A 19,666-nucleotide genomic window follows, 5' to 3' on the forward strand; every position below is an offset into this window, starting at 1 on the left:
TGAGATTTCCCTTTGAGCAATCAAGAAAGACCCCTCAGAGACGATGAGGTAGATAGGTCATGGGTGGAAGCACGGCGACGTGTGGAGCTGAATGATACTAATCGGTCGAGGCTTTGATCTAGTCTAAGGTTTGTGTGAATTGATGAATCTTCAGTTTTGAGAGAACAATCTCTCTATGTCTGGTGGCGATAGCGAAGCGGCCACACCCGTTCCCATGCCGAACACGGAAGTTAAGCGCTTCAGCGCCGAAAGTAGTTGGGGGTCTCCCCCTGTGAGGATAGGACGTTGCCAGGCCAACGCGAAGGACGATCAAGCATCTGCTTGGTCGTCCTTTTTCTGTAGAATTTTATTGCAAAACTCTATTTTTAAATGATATTTAACCTCTTTCCGAACATTAAAAGATGGAATGCAATGAATCGAACACAATTCTGAACTTTCTGAACATCGGGAATTGAATTGCACTTTCGGCCTATACCTGTTACCATTACAGAAATATTTCGAAACAAAGATTCGGGTCCGATAGGGAAAGGGGCAATCGATTTTTATGTGGGAAAACAAGTTTGCAAAAGAAGGATTAACGTTTGATGATGTCTTGCTCGTACCGCGCTTTTCTAATGTCTTGCCAAGAGATGTGAGTCTGAGCACTAAGCTTTGTGAAGGCCTTGAATTGAACGTGCCAATCATCAGTGCAGGAATGGACACGGTCACAGAAGCACCGATGGCCATCGCTATGGCCCGCCAAGGCGGTCTAGGAGTCATTCATAAAAACATGTCGATGGAGATGCAGGCTGAACACGTCGATCGCGTTAAGCGCTCAGAGAATGGGGTCATCACCAACCCATTCTACTTGACGCCAGAACGTCAAGTGTATGATGCAGAGTACTTGATGAGTAAATACCGTATTTCGGGTGTCCCAATCGTCAATTCAGAAACGGAACGAAAATTGATTGGCATCTTGACGAATCGTGACCTTCGCTTCATTAAAGATTATTCGACAGTGATTGCAGACGTCATGACTACAGAGAACCTTGTTACGGCGAAAGTAGGGACGTCACTTGAAGAAGCTGAGCGCATCCTGCATCAACATCGGATCGAAAAGTTGCCGCTCGTCGACGATTCAGGCGTGTTGAAAGGTCTTATTACGACAAAAGATATTGAGAAAGTCGAACAGTTCCCGCACGCAGCGAAAGACAAACAAGGTCGCTTACTCGTTGCAGCCGCTGTCGGTGTCACGAAAGATGCGGCATCACGTGCACAAATCCTTGTCGATGCTGGTGTCGACGCTTTAGTAGTAGATACAGCTCACGGACATTCAGCCGGCGTCATCGAGAAAGTGAAAGAGTTACGTGACATGTTCCCGACGCTTCCAATTATTGCTGGGAACGTCGCGACAGCCGAAGCGACACGCGCTTTGATTGAAGCGGGTGCATCGGTCATCAAAGTCGGGATTGGCCCAGGATCAATCTGTACGACACGTGTTGTGGCCGGTGTCGGTGTTCCACAAATCACGGCGGTATACGACTGTGTGACAGAAGCTAGAGAACACGGTGTCACAGTCATCGCCGATGGCGGAATCAAGTATTCAGGTGATATCGTGAAAGCCATCGCGGCGGGTGGCCATGCGGTCATGCTCGGTAGTCTTCTCGCTGGTGTGAAAGAGAGTCCGGGAGAGATGGAAATCTATCAAGGGCGTCAGTTCAAGACATACCGTGGGATGGGTTCTGAAGCTTCGATGAAACGTGGAAGTCAAGATCGTTATTTCCAAGAAGCGGACAAAAAGTTCGTGCCAGAAGGGATCGAAGGTCGTGTCGCTTATCGTGGCGAGTTAGCAGATACAGTGTATCAGCTCATCGGAGGCCTTCGCTCAGGAATGGGTTACTGTGGGGCAGCTGACATCCGTGCATTACGCGAGGATACTCAGTTTATCCGTATGACTGGGGCTGGTTTGCAAGAAAGCCATCCACATGATGTACACATTACAAAAGAAGCTCCAAACTATTCACGTTAATCAAAAAAGCCGTTGTCTCGATGTAGAGGCAACGGCTTTTCGCTATTATTTTTTGGCTTTTTTGACAAGGATGACTGTACCGCCATCGTCTTGTGCTGGCAAGCTGACCGTGACTTTTCCATCACGTTTAACGACATACTGACGTCCGCTATAGCGGTCGACAAGTTTCGTATTGTGCTTCAGTTTCGTTTTGAACGTGATTGTTCGTTTTGCTTCTTTCGTGTTCAAGGCAACGAGAACCGAGTCTTTGCCGTGTTTTCGCTCAAAGACAGAATACCCAGTCGCAGATCCACCCGCAATAACAGCGCGTGTTCCTTTACTAAACACTTTCGAATAGTCAGCACGAATATTGAGTAGTTTTTGGTAGTGCGTATGCATCTCTTTGCCTTCTCCTTTGACTCGCTTCCAGTCAAAGTCATAGCGGTTTTCATTGAATTCGCCTTTATCCATATCCATAGCATGTTTTCCAGACTGTCCGACTTCTTCACCATAATAGATGACAGGTTGGCCTTTCGCCGTCATTTGAAGCGATGCGGCGACCATATGTTTCCCTTCATCTCCGCCAGCACGTGATACGAGGAAGCCGTCTTCGTCATGGCTACTCAGGAACTGTCCGAGCGTCGCTTCATTCGAGAGTTGTGTGTTGCGGTATTGGAGTGCGCTCTCGACATCATCAATATTCCCGTTGATGAACCGTTCGGCCTGATACTTGAAGTCAAAGTCGAGTAACGAATCCATCTGGCCGCTCTTCAAATAACCGCCCGTGTTGTTCACACTTGCGCCGTAATGTTCTCCAATCATCTTGAAGTCTGGTTTGAGTGCTGTTAACTCGTTTTTAAACGACTTCCATGTCGTCGAATCGACGTGTTTGACCGTATCGACGCGGAAGTAATCGATGGTATTCCCTTTCTTCGTCTTCGATCGTTTAATCCAATCGGTCTGCCATTTGACGAGTTGTTGACGAACGGCAGCCTCTTCGGTCTTAAAGTCCGGTAGTCCGGAGAGAGACATCTTCAAGTCATCGCCATCGACCGGATTTGAGCGAATCATGCCGTCGAACACTTTACGTTCTTTATTAGTAGGGAAGTTTGTGGCGCCTGTGTCTACGGCCCCTGGTTCCATCCCATAGCCAGGATGGTTCAAGACGACGTCGACCATAATCTTGATGCCTCGTGCGTTTGCTTCGTCGATGAGGCGATGGAACGCCTTCATGTCTCCAAGATGCTCATCGAGTTTTTCGAAGTTTTTCGCCCAATAGCCGTGGTAGCCGTACTGTGAGCCGTCTTTACCGTAACGAAGATCCCAGTCAATGTTGTCGACGATCGGGGTGATCCAAATCGTATTAATGCCCAATTTGTCCAAGTAGTCGAGCTTTTTCGTAACACCGGCAAAGTCACCGCCGTGATACGACTCAAGATGGTCTTGGTCGTAGTATTCACCGTTCGGGTTGTTATTCGTTTTGTCACCATCATAGAAACGATCGGTCAGCATGAAGTAAATCCGTGCCTCGTCCCAATCAAACGCTTGTTTGTCTTTCATCGAGACTGGTCGGACCGTTAGCGACGTTTTCGTCTTATGGACGTTTCCGTATTGATCGATCGCTGTGATCGTCAAAGATTTTCTACCTGGTTTCACAGTGTCTTTGACTGCAATCGTTTGTTTGTTCAGTGCTGGATCGACCGCAAGTTTGGCCGGTCCACCGATTGGACGTGCATCGATGTACATTTCTCGTAACGTGACACCTTTTGGCAACGTCGGCTTCACATGGACGACCGCATTTTCTCGAGAACTGATTGCTTTTGGAGCCACAGAAGCGGCCAATTTGATGTTTGGACGGCGATATTCGACGCTTGATGCCTCAAAATAGGGGTCCTTCACTTCAGTCGTCACACCGTCTTTTGTGACGAGGAACGTGTAATCATGTCTTCCTTCTGGTAGACGGACCGTGTGGCGGAACCATTCGTTTTTCGCTTCATATGTCATCGGATAGGTAACACCATTGACCTTTAACGCCACGTTGTCGATTTCATCGAGTTGTCCGGCTTCATACAACGCTTTGTCACGGTAGAAGAACGTGACGGCACCGTCTTCAAACACGGGCCCTTGAATCGTCGGTACTTGGTGGAACGTTCCTTTTCCGCTCTCGACGACGACTTTCGTCACCCGATCGCTACCGAGTTTCACATAGCGATCTTCCCCGTAACCATCTTTCACAGCCCAATCCGTGCCTTTGCGGATGACGAAGCCTACGTTGGTCGCATCTTTTCCGACTGGGATACGGAAGACAGCACCTTCTTCAGTGATTTTGTATGGGTCCACCTGGCCATCTTTGGCACCCGTGCTCCACGTCCATAAATTCCAATCGGTGTAATCGTGATCAGCCCGAACGTACAACATCTCGATGTAGCGTTGCGTTTTCCATGGATCCGCGATTTCAGTGATGGTTTTAAATGATGTCGTCAATGCCGGTAACGTTGTGTTCGACAGGTTGCCTTTCACGACGTCTGCGGGAAGGGTTGCGGTATACGTTTGATTCAAGCCGAGTGGCTCAGTCGGTGTGACCGTTACTGTTGATCCATTCACTTCAGCCGTGAACGGTACAGCCGTCTCCCCATTCATCAAGCTGACTTTCGAGGCATCTAGTGTTACAGGCTCATTGAACGTCCATGTGATCGGTGACTTGATATCCACTTGTTCCGATTGATTGGCTGGCATGACCGTTGTCACTTCAAGTTGACTGACCGTCTCGACACCGCTTAACGTGAAGGCCGGGCTATATACCGATTGTGTCGATGGATTCGCAGAAACGTTCCAACTATCAGCGATTTTATTGGCCGCATTGCTTGGAATTGTATCGAACGCACCGTGCTCGGTAGCGTTATTCCCGCTGAGTACCGTGAGGACACGAACAGTATCCTCATTGCTTAAACCAAGTAGCGACAAAGGAATTTTCCCTTCGAATCCTTTCGTGCGATCAACGGCGAACGAGGTACCATTCAAGTTGCTCAAGTTTGCGAGCGGCGTGGATTTCCCTGCTTCATACAAAGCGGCTTCTTTTACCGACGTGTCGCCATCGACACGAAGTAAAATATGATACTGTGGTTTTTTATCGGTTTGGCTAAAGTTGAACGGATGGCCAAGCGGGTTTGTCGCCACGCCTGAATCCTGTTCATTGATTTGAAGAGCGATATTTATGTACTGACCATTGTCACCCCAGTTCGGGACGTTGTTCGCATCCACATAAAAGTAAAGGTTACGCGCATCGTTCTGCAGATAGACGTCTCCTAAATCGAATCCTTGCCAACCCGCCTGTGGGGATGTGGCGAGCGCTGGCGTGTTCGTCCAATCCGTTTTTAAACCGTCAATCGAGATTGTCGCAGGCTCGGCCAATGCGTTCATCGGGACACCGGCTTGGATCAGGAGAACGGATGATAACAATAACGTGGTCGTCTGTCGTGCCGCTTTCTTCTTCATAAAGCACCTCTTTCATGGAATGTGTCGTCTACAGGGCAACGAATTGTCAAAATTGTGCAAACGGTTTCAGGAATAGTTTAGCTGAATATGTAAGCGCTCACAATATATTTTTAAAAAAATAATAAAAACGCCTATCGGTCAGAGAGGCGTTTGGTTCACGAAGCGTCCTTTCACAATCAAGCGTTCTGTCGCATCGAACGTGCATGTGACGAGCGTAATCGTCGGTTCCGTTGTTGCATCGAGTACGTCGACCCGTGTCGGGGGGACGGTCTCAAGCGAAGTGACCTCGTAATGGAACGTGTGTGTCATGTCGGTCACGTAGATCGACATGCCGACGGCGGCGATATGAAGCGGGCCGAACAAGACGGTCGGACTTTGCGTGTAGTGGCCGGCGAGTGCATAGTTTCCGGTTCCCATTCGTTGGTCCGGGTCCATCGTTCCAGCACCGACCGCCAAGTTCTCATTGTCGAGCCCGTATAAGATGGGGAGCTCAAGTTCGATTTCTGGAATTGAAATGAGGCCGATGGTCGGTAAATCATGAAACCGATTGCGCACAGTCAATAGTTGTTCCCATGATAACGGCTCGACGTTTGAAAACTCAAATTCGCCGGTTTCGGGAAGTTTTGGCTGAATTTCGGCGATCACTTGTTGACTGTTCCATGTTGTGAGTTGGTCTTTCCACCACGATTCGGATAACAGCAGTGTACCGATTAATAAGAGGAGTCCACCGACGAAATAGCGTGACCGTTTCATCCATCTCTTCCTTTCTGAATGTTCCAACACGACATGAGTGCACTGACGGCAGCGGGCAACGTTTCTTCGGATAAGGCGGCGAATCCAAATAAAAATTGAGGAATCGTGTCGGTTGATTCGATGCGATAGTCTGTCATCGCATTGATTCGGATACTCGCGGCTTCAGCCAGACGTTTTAATTCCTCGCTCGACTTTGTCGTTTGGACAGACAGCACGACGTGGAGGCCCGCGCTCGCACCTGTGATAGAGACGGTCGGCTCGTACGGTTTGAAGGCGGCGATGATGATTTCAAGTTTGCGGCGATATGTTTTCCGCATCCGGTTCAGGTGTTTCTCAAAATCCCCGGTTGCCATAAACTCGGCTAACGTATGTTGCTCGAAACGGGGCACGCTGCATGTGAAATGACGGTAGCGTTCTCGGTAGCGGTTCAACAGCGGAGGCGGGAGTACCATGTAACCGATTCGTAAGGAAGGCATCAACGATTTCGAGAACGTGCTCAAATAGATGACGCGCTCGTTTTGATCCATGCTTTGCAAAGAAGGGATCGGCTTGCCACTGTAACGGAATTCGCTATCATAATCGTCTTCAATCACATATGTTTGCTGCTCCGATGCCCAATTGAGCAGACGTTGGCGCCGACTGACCGAAAGAATCGTTCCGGTCGGAAATTGATGGGCGGGTGTCACATAAAGGGCATCGATGGATGCTTGTTCCACAAGATCGACACGGACGCCGCTCTCATCGACAGGAATCGGGATGAACGTCCGCCGTTGATGGGCGAACAGTTGTCGGGTGAGCGGATAACCGGGATCCTCAATGCCGAAAATCGTGCTATCGGGCAGAAGCTCCAATAATTGTGGGAGCAACTGCTCGGTCCCGGAACCGACGACAATCTGTTCGGGTGAACAATGAACGCCGCGCGAGTGATAGAGATAGGTCGCAATCTCTTGGCGAAGCATGAAGTCGCCTTGAACCGAACCGAGTGCGAGCAAATCATGGTGCTCTTCCGACACGACTTGTTTCAAATGACGCCGCCATCGTTCAAATGGGAAAGCTGTCGTATCAATTTGACTCGGATATAAATCGAACTGATACGTCTTTTTCATCGGTAGTGGTTCAATTAAGCTACTGCTACGACGGACGTACAGTTCCTCTTGTGGTAGTACGTAGAAGCCTTTTCGCGGTAACGACTCGATATATCCTTCCGCGAGCAGTTGGGCGTAAGCGAGTTCAACTGTCGTTTGCGACACATCTAAAAATTCGCCTAACTTTCGTTTGGACGGAAGTTTTGTCCCGGTGGTGAGGGTATCATCGACGATGGCTTGTCGAATGTGCAAATAAAGTTGTTCATATAACGGAACGCTCGAGTCGACCTCGAGCGAGAAGGTTAGCATATCCATAGTTAATCCTTTCTAATCAGCCAAAGAAAAAATAGAGCATGAATCCGATAACGAGTAGGAGCGAAAACACTCCGGCTTTCCCGAAAAAGCTTCGTTCATGCGCCTCGTCACGACTGTTCCATTGGTCCATTTCATCATCCCCCTTGTCCTTTACAACATTCGAGAATTAGGAAATGAAGTCCTTTGTTTAAACTGACCACTTCAGAAAATACAAAACTGGCACTTTCAATATAGTCAAATCAATTTATACTTGCAAGTAGACTAGCTTATTGGAGGGGATCCATTTGGAAAAGAGACAAGTAGGGACAGACAAAGTAAAACGCGGTATGGCTGAGATGCAAAAAGGTGGCGTCATCATGGACGTCATCAACGCTGAGCAAGCGAAGATTGCTGAAGCAGCAGGAGCAGTCGCCGTTATGGCGCTCGAGCGTGTACCTTCAGACATTCGTAAAATGGGTGGTGTCGCCCGTATGGCCGACCCGACAATCATCGAAGATGTCATGGGTGCGGTATCAGTACCAGTCATGGCGAAGTGCCGCATCGGTCACATCGCTGAAGCACGTGTTCTTGAATCAATGGGGGTAGATTTCATTGACGAGAGCGAAGTATTGACACCGGCTGACGAAGAGTTCCATCTCTACAAACGGGACTATAAAGCACCGTTCGTCTGTGGTGCTCGTGATCTTGGTGAAGCATCACGCCGCATCGGTGAAGGCGCAGCGATGATCCGGACGAAAGGTGAGCCGGGAACAGGAAACATCGTCGAAGCAGTTCGTCACATGCGTACGGTTCAAGCCCAAGTAAAACGTTTGCTTTCAATGAGCATCGATGAAGTAATGACGGAAGCACGTGACCTTGGTGCCCCGTTTGAAGTCTTGATGCAAATCCGTGAAGCAGGTCGTCTCCCGGTCGTCAACTTCGCCGCAGGCGGAATTGCGACACCAGCCGACGCAGCACTCATGATGCACCTCGGAGCGGATGGCGTCTTTGTCGGATCAGGCATCTTCAAAGCGGAGAACCCTGAGAAGTTTGCCCGTGCCATCGTCGAAGCGACGACGTACCATGATGACTATGAGCGCATCGCTCACTTGTCGAAAGGACTCGGCGAAGCGATGAAAGGACTCGACGTCCGCACGCTCAAACAAGAAGAACTTATGGCACCGCGAGGCTGGTAAGATGACGACAATCGGTGTACTCGGAATGCAAGGCGCGATTCGCGAACACGTCCAGATGCTGGAATCACTTGGAGCGGACACGCTCGTCGTCCGTTCGGTCGATGACTTGAACCGCATCGACGGTCTCGTCTTGCCCGGCGGGGAGAGCACGGCGATGCGTCGTCTGCTTGATCGCTATGACTTGCTCGAACCACTTCGTGCGAATACGACGTTGCCGATGTTCGGCACATGTGCCGGTTTGATTTTGCTCGCGACCGAAGTCGAAGGATATGATGCGCATCTGCGTAAAATCCCGATGACGGTCAAACGGAATGCGTTCGGACGACAAGTGGATAGCTTTGAAGTCGATTTGGCTGTCAAAGGAATCGATGACGCTGTCGAAGCGGTGTTCATTCGAGCGCCGCAAGTCGCATCGGTCGAAGCGAGCGTCGAAGTGCTCGCCGAGGTCGAGGAAGCGATTGTCGCGGTTCGATATGACAAGTATATGGCCTGCTCGTTCCATCCGGAATTGACAGACGATTTATCGATGCATCGCTATTTCTTGGAGATGGTTGAAGCGACGAAGCGACAACTCGCCTGATCGAAAGGCTCCCTATTAAATAGGGAGTCTTTTTCATGCGTTTTTTTGCTACACTGTAACGAGATACGTATAGAAAGGGGCAAGACCGTGAGACAAAGATGGATCGGGTGGATGCTCGTTTGGGCAGTCCTTTTAAATATGATCGTGCCGACGGATGCATCGGCGGCACCTAAAGTTGATGCGACCGGCGCAATGCTCGTGGATATGACGACGGGACAAATCCTGTTCTCACAAGAAGAGGACGCGATGCTCCCTCCGGCATCAATCACGAAGCTGATGACCGCTTTTCTCGTCCGGGAAGCGATCGAAGCGGGTGACCTCAGTTGGAACCAAGAAGTGACCCCGAGTGACAAGGCGTTGGCGCTGACCCGAAAACCGGGACTAGCCCGGATTCCGCTCGTCAATAAACCGTACACGGTAAAAGAACTTTACGACGTGGCGTTAATTCGTTCTGCAAACGAGGCGGCAGTCACATTGGCCGAGGCTGTCTCGGGTTCGGAAGGTGTGTTCGTTAAGAAAATGAACGAACGGGCGACTGAACTCGGCATGACCCAAACGACGTTCGCCAATGCGTCAGGACTTGATTCTGTATCAGCGGACCGTCCCGGAGAGAACTTGACATCGGCCAATGACTTGATGAAGCTTGCTTTGGCCTATTTGACGAAGTTCCCCGAGGTGCTTGAAGTGACGAAACAAGCATACGTCGACATCGATGGGGTCCGCTTCGAAGCGACGAACCAGATGCTTGCCGGTCGTAATTTAGCCTATCCGGGTATGCTCGGCTTTAAGACGGGTACGACTGATGACGCGGGTTACTGTTTCGTTGGAGTATCGACGCGAGATGGACGTACCGTGCTGTCAGTCGTTCTCGGAGCGAAGACCGATCAAGGACGCTATACCGCTACAAAGGCTCTTCACGACTATGCATATGGAGAGTTTGTCTTAACCCCGATTTTACGGACCGGTGAAATCGTCCCGGCGACGCTCCATGTCGCCGAAGGTACAGTCGAGTCGGCAAAAGTGCGCACGACGTCGGCCTTTGAAGTGCTCATCGGAAAAGGACAGGATGTGCCTGAACCGACATACGACCTGCCAGATACGAAAGCCCCGGTTGCGGCCGATCAACAGGTCGGGACCGTCACGATCGAGCCTTCCGGAAGCGTCCGCTATCTAGATGGTGAACTTCCACCTAAAGGAACGCTCGTCGCGGCCGAACCGGTCGAGATGGCGTCGTTTTTGACACGCATGACGCGTGCCTTCTCGGACTTTTTAGATGAGATTCGACTTGTGCTCGGAAAACTGAGTCTTGTCGATAGAGTTGAGATGTTGTAAAGTAAAACTAATTCAATGACAGATGCAATGATGGGGAAAAGTACGTTACGGTCATCTACTGACAGAGAGCTAGTGGTTGGTGCAAACTAGTGGGATGATGTAACCGAATCGGCCTCGGAGCATTGGCTTGGAAACAAGTCACGTTACGCACACGTTACGTGCATCGAGTGGCCCGATTTCGGGCAACGAGGGTGGCAACGCGGATCCAAGGTGGTTCGTCCCTTTCCTACGGGAAAGGGGCGTGCCACCTTTTTATGTGAAAAAAGGAGGAATAACGAATGTTAGACATTAAACGATTACGAACAGATTTTGAAGAGATTAAAACGAAGCTTGCTCATCGCGGTGAAGACTTGAGTGCGCTCGATCGTTTTCCGGAACTAGAAGAGAAACGCCGCAACTTGATCAATGAGGTTGAAGTGAAGAAAGCGAAACGAAATGAAGCGACGAAGCAAATTGCGGAATTGAAACGTAATAAGCAAGATGCGGATGGACCGATTCTCGAGACGCGCCGTCTCGGGGACGAAATCAAATTGCTCGATGAAGAGTTGCGCGAAGTCGAGGCCGAATTGAACCTGATTCTCCTCAGCATCCCGAACATCCCGCACGAATCAACGCCGATTGGCGAAACGGAAGACGATAACATCACCATCCGTGAAGTCGGCACAAAACCGACGTTCGAATTCGAGCTTAAACAACATTGGGACGTCATGGAAGACTTGAAGATTGTCGATGTGGAACGAGCGGGTAAAGTGACCGGAAGCCGGTTCGTGTTTTATAAAGGCCTTGGCGCCCGTCTTGAACGTGCCCTCATCAACTTCATGATGGATATGCATGCCGATGAACATGGCTATTCTGAAGTGCTCCCTCCTTATATGGTCAATCGAGACGCGATGACGGGGACGGGACAACTTCCTAAGTTCGAAGAAGATGCATTCAAAGTGGCGGACACGAATTACTTCCTCGTGCCGACGGCAGAAGTTCCGGTGACGAACATGCACCGTGACGAGATTATCACGGAAGACCAACTTCCAATTACGTATACGGCGTATAGCGCTTGTTTCCGTTCAGAAGCAGGATCAGCCGGACGCGACACGCGTGGGCTCATTCGTCAGCATCAGTTCAACAAAGTCGAGCTCGTCCGATTCGTGAAACCTGAAGAGTCTTATGAACAACTCGAACTCTTGACGAGCCACGCTGAAGAAGTGTTGAAGCGTCTCGGTCTCCCTTATCAAGTGCTCAGCATGTGTACGGCAGATCTCGGCTTCACGGCTGCGAAGAAATATGACATCGAAGTGTGGATGCCAGCGCAAGGGATGTATCGTGAAATCTCATCTTGTTCGAACTTTGAAGACTTCCAAGCGCGCCGGGCCGGAATCCGTTTCCGTCGCGAAGCGAACGCGAAACCTGAATTCGTCCACACGCTTAACGGATCTGGCCTCGCAGTCGGACGGACCGTTGCTGCAATTTTAGAGAACTTCCAACAGGCAGACGGTTCAGTCGTCATTCCAGAAGTATTACGTCCATATATGGGCGGCGTCGAGAAAATTGAAATGCCTCAGTCATGAACAACCCAACCCGTCTGAAACGTATCGTTCAGGCGGGATTTTTTTTGGTTTTTTTTAATGTTTTTTCACAAAAGGGTTTGACATCTGTCTGCCAAGTTGGTACTATAAATCATGTCGAGCGAGATGTTTGCTCACCAATTGTATATGAGCTTTGGAGGTGTACCCAAGTGGTTTAAGGGAACGGTCTTGAAAACCGTCAGGGGTGTAATAGCCTGCGTGGGTTCGAATCCCACCACCTCCTCCATTTTTATTTTTGGAGGCTCAACAATTTCATACTTTTTTTGGAGGTGTACCCAAGTGGTTTAAGGGAACGGTCTTGAAAACCGTCAGGGGTGTAATAGCCTGCGTGGGTTCGAATCCCACCACCTCCTCCACTTTCTTTTTTTTACACTTTTTTAAGCCTGGAGTTGTACCCAAGCCCGGCTGAAGGGGACGGACTCGAAATCCGTTAGGAGTCGTAAGGCTCGCGTGGGTTCGAATCCCACCAACTCCGCTTGTTTTGGCATCTGCATGGGCAGATGCGTTTTTTTATGGTCGCAGACTTCGGTCTGCGACTTTTTTGTTTGTGGCAATCCGACGAAATCTGGCTAAGCCGCGCGTAAACCGGGAATCTACATAGAGTAGACTATAGTGGCGCGTAAGGAAGGAGATGAGCGTCATGGATTGGGTTGAGATGTATATCGATGAGGTCGTACGGCATGTTCCTCCGAAACGGCGCGAGGAGGCGGCTACCTCGATTCGGCAATCGATTGAGCTGGCATTGCCCGAACACCCGACTGAGGCAGACGTGAAACGAGTGTTAGAGGAGATGGGGCATCCAACCGTCGTGGCCGCGCGTTATAAGGAAGGACAGTATGTGATCGGACCACGTTTTTTCCTCATGTATGTGACCGTTATTAAACTTGTCGTTCCAATCGTCTTAGCTGTCGTTTTCTTCGGTCTCGTGTTGTCTAGCATGCCGACGTTCTCAGGACCGCTTATTCCGACAATCGGCACATTTTTGACGAACATGTTCGATGCGCTATGGGAGGTCGGGATTCAGCTCGTGTTTTGGATTACGCTCGTCTTCTTTTTGGTTGAGCGCTATGCACCGGATGATGTACCGGCGCCAGATATGAAATGGGATGTGTCCAAGCTGAAAGAGCGGTTGAAGGGCGGTCGAATCAGTAAATTTGACGTAGGGTTCGGGTTGTTTTGGACAGCTGTGTGGTTTGGCGTGTATATTAACGCCGAACGGTTACTAGGGATTTATGAATCGACGAACGCGGGGTTCACGATGGTCACTCCCATCTTCAATCAAACGTTCCTGATGGATGTGATTTGGTTATTTGTGACCGTCATCTTGTTTCAAGTCGTGCTTGGGGTATGGAAGTGGATGAACGGACATTGGACGTATGCGCTCGCTTCGTTTAATTTGATCTACAATATCATCTCGGCCACGTTCATCATCTGGATGGCCAGTTCCCCCCAGTTACTCGATCCACGATTTCTGAACTGGATCGAGACGAACGTTCCGAACGGCATACTCTCGTTCGATTGGGTATTTGGATTGGTCGTCGCCATCACGATTTTGGCCGCAGTGTTTGATTCCATCGACGGGTTCCGAAAAGCTCGAAAGACGCCGACGTATCGTAAACCGCATATCGCCCACACATAAAAAAGAAGGTGTACCGCTCAAGCGAGCAGTACACCTTCTTTACTTATCTAACTTTCGCTTCGCGAGCGATTGTCAATTGTTTCTCGATTTTCTCCAAGATGAGTTCAACCGAGTTCGGGTCATTGATTAAGTCATACTCTTCGATTGAAAGACGAAGCACCGGGCAAAGATTGAAGTTATTGATCCACTCCGTATAGCGCGCGTACATTTCTTCCCAATACGTGATTGGTGTTTGTTGCTCCATCTCACGTCCGCGCATTTGAATGCGGTCGAGAACTTGCTCGAACGAACCTTCGAGATAGATCAGCAAGTCAGGATGCGGGAAGAACGGTGTCAGCACCATCGCTTCAAACAAACTCGAGTACGTCTCGTAGTCGGTTGGAGACATCGTCCCTTTTTCATAGTGCATTTTGGCGAAGATGCCTGTATCCTCATAAATCGAACGGTCTTGGATGAAGCCACCGCCATATTGGAAAATCTTCTTCTGTTCTTTGAACCGTTCAGCCAAGAAGTAGATTTGAAGGTGGAAGCTCCAACGCTCGAAGTCATGATAGAATTTATCGAGATAAGGGTTCGTATCTACTTTCTCAAGTGAAGTTCGGAAGTTGAGGGCGTCGGCAAGTGAGTTCGTGATTGTCGATTTACCGATTCCGACCATTCCACCGATCGTGATGATCGTGTCGTTCGGAATGTTATATTTTTCATTCAGCGTCATTTGATTTGTGCTCCTTTAGTTAATTCTAATTCACGTTCGATCGTCGAGAGGACGTGCGTCAAATCATCCGGGTTTTGGACGAAGTCGAGCTCATCTCCGCTAAACGAAAGAATCGTCACTTCGGGATGCGTCGCGCGGTATGATTCGATAAACGTTTCGTAATCATGAGCGAGCTGTTCGAGGTAATCGCGAGACATGTTCTCTTCTACTTCACGTCCACGCAATGCGACACGTTTCATTAACGTCTCGATGCTGGCGTGTAAGTAGATGACGACATCAGGTTTCGGCATATCGTGTGTCAAAATCTTATAGATTTGCTCATATTTGTTCAAATGAGCTGGTCTCAGGGAACGGTGAGCGAAAATTAAGTTCTTGAAAATATGATAGTCAGAAACGACGGATTGCTGTTGACTCAAGTGGTGTTTGTGGATATCGTCTAATTGCTTGAAGCGATTGCAAAGGAAGAACATTTCCGTTTGGAAGCTCCATTCGTCGATATCTTCATAAAACTTGCCGAGAAACGGATTCTCTTCTACAATTTCATTCAGCATCTGCATTGAAAAGTGCTGACTGATGATATGGGCCAGTGACGTTTTCCCGACACCAATCGGTCCCTCTACCGTTATAAACATATGATGTCATCCTCCATTATCCAAAGTGCAAGTTCCATTCTAGCATACAATGAAGTGGATAGGGCGAGCGAAATGATTTTCATTTTTTTTCATAATAAGTGATCAGAAACGGAGTGTGTATATGGAACGAGATGAACGATTTATGAGGCTCGCCATTGAAGAGGCGAGGAAGGCGGAAGCAATCGGCGAAGTCCCGATTGGATGCGTTATCGTAAAAGATGATAAGGTCATTGCCGTCGGCCATAACCGCCGAGAGACCGACTTGTTGGCAGCGGCCCACGCCGAAATGATTGCAATCGAGCAGGCGAACCAGACGCTCGGCAATTGGCGTTTAGAGGATTGCGAACTGTTCGTCACGTTAGAGCCTTGTCCGATGTGTGCAGGGGCCATCGTGCTGTCTCGTGTGAAGCGTGTCGTCTTTGGTGCCCACGATCCGAAGGGCGGATGTTGTGGGACGCTCATGAACCTTGTTCAAGACGAACGCTTCAATCACCAAGCCGAAGTAACCGAAAATGTTTTAGCAGAAGAGTGTGGCGAGTTGCTGACGAGCTTCTTCCGAAACCTTAGAGAACGGAAGAAGCAGGCGCGGCTTGAACAGAGAGGTTGCAACCCATCTGATTAAACAGTATAATGTAATAGCACTCAACGAAGTGCCTAACTTCATTTACCCATTTGCCGTGCTAGGCGGGGAGGTAGCGGTGCCCTGTAACTCGCAATCCGCTATAGCGAGACTGAATTCCGATTCGAGGGAGTGCATTGGTGTGGCCTGTCCTCGTGTAAGTGGCGTTGACGTCTGAGTCCTGCGCAACGGTCACCCATGAACCAGGTCAGGTCCGGAAGGAAGCAGCCTTAAGTGGTGACGTACCGTGTGCCGCAGGGGTGCTTGGGCCGAGCAAACTGCATGAGTAACGCACATTGACGTGCTTTCAGAAATCGGTGCGCGGCAGATTTATTTAATAACTTCAATCTACGGCCCCAGGGTTGTAGATTTTTTTGTATGATGAAATAGAGAATGTAAGGAAGAAAGGAGGCGGGGACATGGCGTATCAAGCGTTGTATCGGGTTTATCGTCCGCAGTCGTTCCAAGAGGTTGTCGGTCAAATTCATATCACACGTACGATTCAAAATGCGTTGCTTGAGGAACGAATGTCACATGCCTATTTGTTCTCGGGTCCACGAGGGACCGGGAAGACAAGTTTGGCGAAAATTATCGCGAAAGCCATCAACTGCGAGACAGCACCCACACGAGAACCGTGTAACACATGCCCGACTTGTATCGCAATCACGGAAGGGACGAGCCCGGACGTGTTTGAAATCGATGCGGCTTCAAATAATGGGGTCGACGAGATTCGAGAAATTCGGGATAAAGTCAAATATCCGCCTTCTCAAGCGCGCTTCAAAGTATATATCATTGATGAAGTGCACATGCTTTCGACTGGGGCGTTCAACGCCTTATTGAAAACGTTGGAAGAACCACCGGCGCATGCCATCTTTATTTTGGCGACGACAGAACCGCATAAAATTCCGGCAACTATCATCTCACGTTGCCAGCGCTTTGATGTGAAACGGCATGAAGTCGGTCAATTGCAAACACGTATGGCATATATCTTGAACGATCAAGATTATGACTATGATCCAGAGGCCCTCAAGCTGATTGCCCGTGCTGCCGATGGTGGGATGCGTGATGCACTCAGTCTACTCGATCAAGCGCTCGCTTTTAGCGATGGCCGTTTGACCGAAGATGCTGTTCTAGAAGTGACTGGCGCGGTGACGGATGATGCTCTACTTGATATGGCTTATGGCTTACAACAGAAGCAACTCGATCAAATTTTGAGTACGTTGGAAACGATGCTTCGTGAAGGTAAAGATTTGAAGCGATTCATTGAAGATCTCGTGTTCGTTCATCGTGATGCCTTACTTTTAAAGGCTTCACCGCAAGCGGTCGATTTACTCGAACGCGCCCGTCCGACAGAGACGTTCCGACAATTTGTTGAAGCGACGTCGACGGACGAGTTGTTCCAAGTGATTGAAGAGTTGAATGACTGTCAGCAACAGATGCGATTATCAAACCATCCGAAAGTCTTAGTTGAGTTAACGTTTATTCGGATTGCCGAACAAGGACGGACGATGACAGAGCAGATGAAACAACTTCAAGAGCAGGTCCGTGAACTGAGTCGCGAGTTGAATGAAGTCAAGAAAACGGGTGTCCCTGCAGCGGAAGCAACAGCAGAGAAACCGAAAGTTGCCAAGCGAACTCAAATTCGAGTCCCGAAAGAACGCATCCGTCAATTATTGCAACGAGCGGAACGCCAACACTTAAACGCAATCCGTGATAGCTGGGAAGACATCATGGGGAACATTCGTACGCAAGATGGTCCGATTTTTGCACTGTTCTATGAGAGTGAGGCTGTGCTTTGTGCTAGTGACACCTTACTGGTACAATTTAAAGATGGGATGACGTGGCATTACGAGCAGGTTAGCTCGAACGGTCGCACGCGAGACGTGATTGAACAAGCCTTATTCGAAGTGACGGGGATTCGTCGAGAAATCATGGCTGTACTCGAGACCGATTGGGTTGAGTTGAAGAATGAGTTCATCCTTCGTAAACAAGCTGAACGTTCGGATCATAAAGAAGAAGAAGTGGCGGAAGACGATCCACTTGTCTCAAAGGCGTTCGAGCGTTTCGGTGACGTCGTTGAAATTGAAGAAGTATAAAGGAGGCGCTCTACATGCGTGGAATGGGAAACATGAACAACATGATGAAGCAAATGCAGAAAATGCAAAAAGATATGGCGAAAGCTCAAGAAGAATTGAAAGACTTAACGGTTGAAGGTACTGCAGGTGGTGGCATGGTTAAAGTTATCGTTAGCGGACATAAAGAAGTACTAGATGTCATCATCGCTGAAGATGCTGTCGATCCTGATGATGTTGAAATGTTGCAAGATCTTGTGTTAGCAGCGGTTAATGACGGGATGAAGCAAGCTGATCAACTCGTTAATGACAAAATGGGACGTTTCACGCAAGGGATGAACCTTCCAGGCTTTTAAGTGAAGAAAGGAAAGATGTGAGTTGCAATACCCTGAAGCGATCGGACGTTTGATTGAAAGCTTTACCAAATTGCCGGGCATTGGTCCGAAAACTGCCATACGTCTAGCATTCCACGTATTAGATATGGAAGAAGACGATGTGTTGACGTTCGCTAAGGCGCTGGTCAGTGCGAAGCGTGACATTAAATATTGTACCGTATGCGGACATATTACAGATGTTGATCCATGCGCAATTTGTACGGATTCTCATCGCGATGAGACGGTCGTCTGCGTTGTTCAAGATTCTAGAGATGTGATTGCGATGGAAAAAATGCGAGAGTATCGTGGGAAGTATCATGTCTTACATGGGGCGATTAGTCCGATGGAAGGGATTGGTCCTGAAGATATTAACGTATCGAGCTTGTTGACGCGTCTTCAAGAAAATGAAGCGATTAGTGAAGTGATTTTGGCCACTAACCCGAACATCGAAGGGGAAGCGACTTCAATGTATCTGTCCCGACTCTTAAAACCGACTGGAATTCGCGTAACCCGTCTTGCGCACGGTTTACCTGTAGGCGGCGATCTAGAATATGCGGATGAAGTCACTCTATCGAGAGCGATGGAAGGCAGACGCGAACTATGAGGTGGTTTCGCAAACCTCTACGAGATGGGTATGACCAACGATTCTTGTCAGAACTATTAGATGCTAAGGCGAAGTACGAATCGAAGCGTCGCATCCTTGAAGTGAGTATTGAAGACACTGGAGAATTAGCAGCGCAGGTTAAACAAGCGGAGGCGTTGTATTTCTTTTATTTAAAAGAGGCAAAGCAACGCAAGGTTTCACTTTCGAACTTAAGATCGTAAGGCGAGATATTTCATCTCGCCTTTTTATATGTCAGATTACTGCGGTTCATGTAGCGGTCACTTTTTTCTCTATATAATGAAGGAACTAGAAACCTATTGGTTATTTTATATAGTAATCACAGACTGCTGAAAAATAAATTAAAGTTTTTCTAAAAAAGCTATTGTGCATTTAAAATTTTATTGATATATTAATAGACGTCGCCGAGAGCGGTTTTAAAAATCGAAAAAAAGATATTGACTTCTGGTTGATAGCTTGTTAAGATGTTTAAGTCGCCAAGAACGACAGACGAACTTTGAAAACTGAACGATGAGGCAAAAAAAGTTTTACAATTTTTGAATGAAGCGCAAGCTTCGTCATTTTTAAAGAGCTATATCAAATTCTTTGGAGAGTTTGATCCTGGCTCAGGACGAACGCTGGCGGCGTGCCTAATACATGCAAGTCGAGCGCAGGAAATCATCTGAACCCTTCGGGGGGACGTTGATGG

General features: G+C 48.7%; 16 protein-coding genes, 3 tRNA genes, 3 rRNA genes, 1 other RNA gene and 1 other annotated feature. Of the genes, 18 read left to right on the forward strand and 5 right to left on the reverse strand.

Annotated features, from left to right (window positions below; genetic code table 11):
• From EVJ34_RS15195 to guaB, 3 genes are all read left to right on the forward strand, one after another.
• A 23S ribosomal RNA gene (locus EVJ34_RS15195) occupies positions 1 to 121 on the forward strand; the annotation flags it as partial.
• Positions 122 to 178: 57 nt separating this feature from the next.
• Positions 179 to 294, forward strand: a 5S ribosomal RNA gene (rrf, locus tag EVJ34_RS15200).
• 250 nt (positions 295 to 544) lie between these two features.
• Positions 545 to 2,008 (forward strand): IMP dehydrogenase, encoded by a 1,464-nt coding sequence (gene guaB / locus EVJ34_RS15205; protein ID WP_034781919.1) that lies wholly within the window; start codon positions 545 to 547, stop codon positions 2,006 to 2,008.
• Between the two features lie 45 nt (positions 2,009 to 2,053).
• On the opposite strand, the gene EVJ34_RS15210 is transcribed toward guaB, so the two are convergent.
• The 3 genes from EVJ34_RS15210 to pdxR form a co-directional block, all read right to left on the reverse strand.
• Positions 2,054 to 5,482, reverse strand: coding sequence for an alpha-amylase family glycosyl hydrolase (locus EVJ34_RS15210; RefSeq protein WP_131486159.1), 3,429 nt, complete (start codon positions 5,480 to 5,482; stop codon positions 2,054 to 2,056).
• 138 nt (positions 5,483 to 5,620) lie between these two features.
• Positions 5,621 to 6,235, reverse strand: coding sequence for a class A sortase (locus EVJ34_RS15215; protein ID WP_131486160.1), 615 nt, complete (start codon positions 6,233 to 6,235; stop codon positions 5,621 to 5,623).
• A complete protein-coding gene (gene pdxR, locus EVJ34_RS15220) occupies positions 6,232 to 7,635 on the reverse strand; it encodes a MocR-like pyridoxine biosynthesis transcription factor PdxR (protein ID WP_131486161.1) in 1,404 nt (467 codons plus the stop codon). The genes EVJ34_RS15215 and pdxR overlap by 4 nt, the downstream gene beginning before the upstream one ends.
• Positions 7,636 to 7,919: 284 nt before the next feature.
• Between pdxR and pdxS the strand changes: the two genes are divergently transcribed.
• The 8 genes from pdxS to EVJ34_RS15260 all read left to right on the forward strand — a co-directional run bounded on the left by pdxS (position 7,920) and on the right by EVJ34_RS15260 (position 13,944).
• Positions 7,920 to 8,810 (forward strand): pyridoxal 5'-phosphate synthase lyase subunit PdxS, encoded by an 891-nt coding sequence (gene pdxS / locus EVJ34_RS15225; RefSeq protein ID WP_021066746.1) that lies wholly within the window; start codon positions 7,920 to 7,922, stop codon positions 8,808 to 8,810.
• Position 8,811: 1 nt separating this feature from the next.
• Positions 8,812 to 9,390 carry a pyridoxal 5'-phosphate synthase glutaminase subunit PdxT gene (gene pdxT / locus EVJ34_RS15230; protein ID WP_131438297.1) on the forward strand — a complete coding sequence of 193 codons (579 nt, stop codon included), beginning with the start codon at positions 8,812 to 8,814 and terminating at the stop codon, positions 9,388 to 9,390.
• Between the two features lie 87 nt (positions 9,391 to 9,477).
• Positions 9,478 to 10,722 (forward strand): D-alanyl-D-alanine carboxypeptidase family protein, encoded by a 1,245-nt coding sequence (locus EVJ34_RS15235; RefSeq protein ID WP_236634657.1) that lies wholly within the window; start codon positions 9,478 to 9,480, stop codon positions 10,720 to 10,722.
• A gap of 18 nt (positions 10,723 to 10,740) precedes the next feature.
• Positions 10,741 to 10,948 (forward strand) — a binding site (T-box leader).
• A 52-nt stretch (positions 10,949 to 11,000) separates the two neighbouring features.
• Entirely contained in the window at positions 11,001 to 12,287 is a 1,287-nt protein-coding gene (gene serS / locus EVJ34_RS15240) for a serine--tRNA ligase (RefSeq protein ID WP_131438299.1), read from the forward strand.
• Between the two features lie 153 nt (positions 12,288 to 12,440).
• Positions 12,441 to 12,531 (forward strand) — tRNA-Ser (locus tag EVJ34_RS15245).
• 39 nt (positions 12,532 to 12,570) lie between these two features.
• A tRNA-Ser gene (locus tag EVJ34_RS15250) sits at positions 12,571 to 12,661 on the forward strand.
• 29 nt (positions 12,662 to 12,690) lie between these two features.
• Positions 12,691 to 12,780 (forward strand) — tRNA-Ser (locus EVJ34_RS15255).
• A gap of 165 nt (positions 12,781 to 12,945) precedes the next feature.
• Entirely contained in the window at positions 12,946 to 13,944 is a 999-nt protein-coding gene (locus EVJ34_RS15260; RefSeq protein WP_131486162.1) for a hypothetical protein, read from the forward strand.
• A 43-nt stretch (positions 13,945 to 13,987) separates the two neighbouring features.
• On the opposite strand, the gene EVJ34_RS15265 is transcribed toward EVJ34_RS15260, so the two are convergent.
• Positions 13,988 to 14,659 carry a deoxynucleoside kinase gene (locus tag EVJ34_RS15265; RefSeq protein ID WP_021065290.1) on the reverse strand — a complete coding sequence of 224 codons (672 nt, stop codon included), beginning with the start codon at positions 14,657 to 14,659 and terminating at the stop codon, positions 13,988 to 13,990.
• Complete coding sequence (locus tag EVJ34_RS15270) at positions 14,656 to 15,291, reverse strand: deoxynucleoside kinase (RefSeq protein ID WP_114167452.1); 636 nt, start codon at positions 15,289 to 15,291, stop codon at positions 14,656 to 14,658. The genes EVJ34_RS15265 and EVJ34_RS15270 overlap by 4 nt, the downstream gene beginning before the upstream one ends.
• Positions 15,292 to 15,412: 121 nt before the next feature.
• On the opposite strand from EVJ34_RS15270, the gene tadA reads away from it, so the two are divergent.
• From tadA to EVJ34_RS15305, 7 genes are all read left to right on the forward strand, one after another.
• Positions 15,413 to 15,913: a tRNA adenosine(34) deaminase TadA gene (tadA, locus tag EVJ34_RS15275; protein ID WP_131438303.1), complete on the forward strand. Its 501-nt coding sequence runs from the start codon at positions 15,413 to 15,415 to the stop codon at positions 15,911 to 15,913.
• Positions 15,914 to 15,966: 53 nt separating this feature from the next.
• An RNA gene (gene ffs, locus EVJ34_RS15280) (signal recognition particle sRNA large type) lies at positions 15,967 to 16,235 on the forward strand.
• Positions 16,236 to 16,329: 94 nt separating this feature from the next.
• Complete coding sequence (dnaX, locus tag EVJ34_RS15285; RefSeq protein ID WP_131438305.1) at positions 16,330 to 18,006, forward strand: DNA polymerase III subunit gamma/tau; 1,677 nt, start codon at positions 16,330 to 16,332, stop codon at positions 18,004 to 18,006.
• A 14-nt stretch (positions 18,007 to 18,020) separates the two neighbouring features.
• Positions 18,021 to 18,338 carry a YbaB/EbfC family nucleoid-associated protein gene (locus EVJ34_RS15290; protein ID WP_034781885.1) on the forward strand — a complete coding sequence of 106 codons (318 nt, stop codon included), beginning with the start codon at positions 18,021 to 18,023 and terminating at the stop codon, positions 18,336 to 18,338.
• A 22-nt stretch (positions 18,339 to 18,360) separates the two neighbouring features.
• Positions 18,361 to 18,960, forward strand: coding sequence for a recombination mediator RecR (gene recR, locus EVJ34_RS15295; protein WP_021065285.1), 600 nt, complete (start codon positions 18,361 to 18,363; stop codon positions 18,958 to 18,960).
• A complete protein-coding gene (locus EVJ34_RS15300; protein WP_131438306.1) occupies positions 18,957 to 19,181 on the forward strand; it encodes a YaaL family protein in 225 nt (74 codons plus the stop codon). Before recR ends, EVJ34_RS15300 begins: the two co-directional genes overlap by 4 nt.
• Positions 19,182 to 19,560: 379 nt before the next feature.
• Positions 19,561 to 19,666, forward strand: a 16S ribosomal RNA gene (locus EVJ34_RS15305); the annotation flags it as partial.

Origin of the sequence: Exiguobacterium sp. SL-9 (genome assembly GCF_004336985.1) — a bacterium.
Taxonomy (GTDB): domain Bacteria; phylum Bacillota; class Bacilli; order Exiguobacteriales; family Exiguobacteriaceae; genus Exiguobacterium.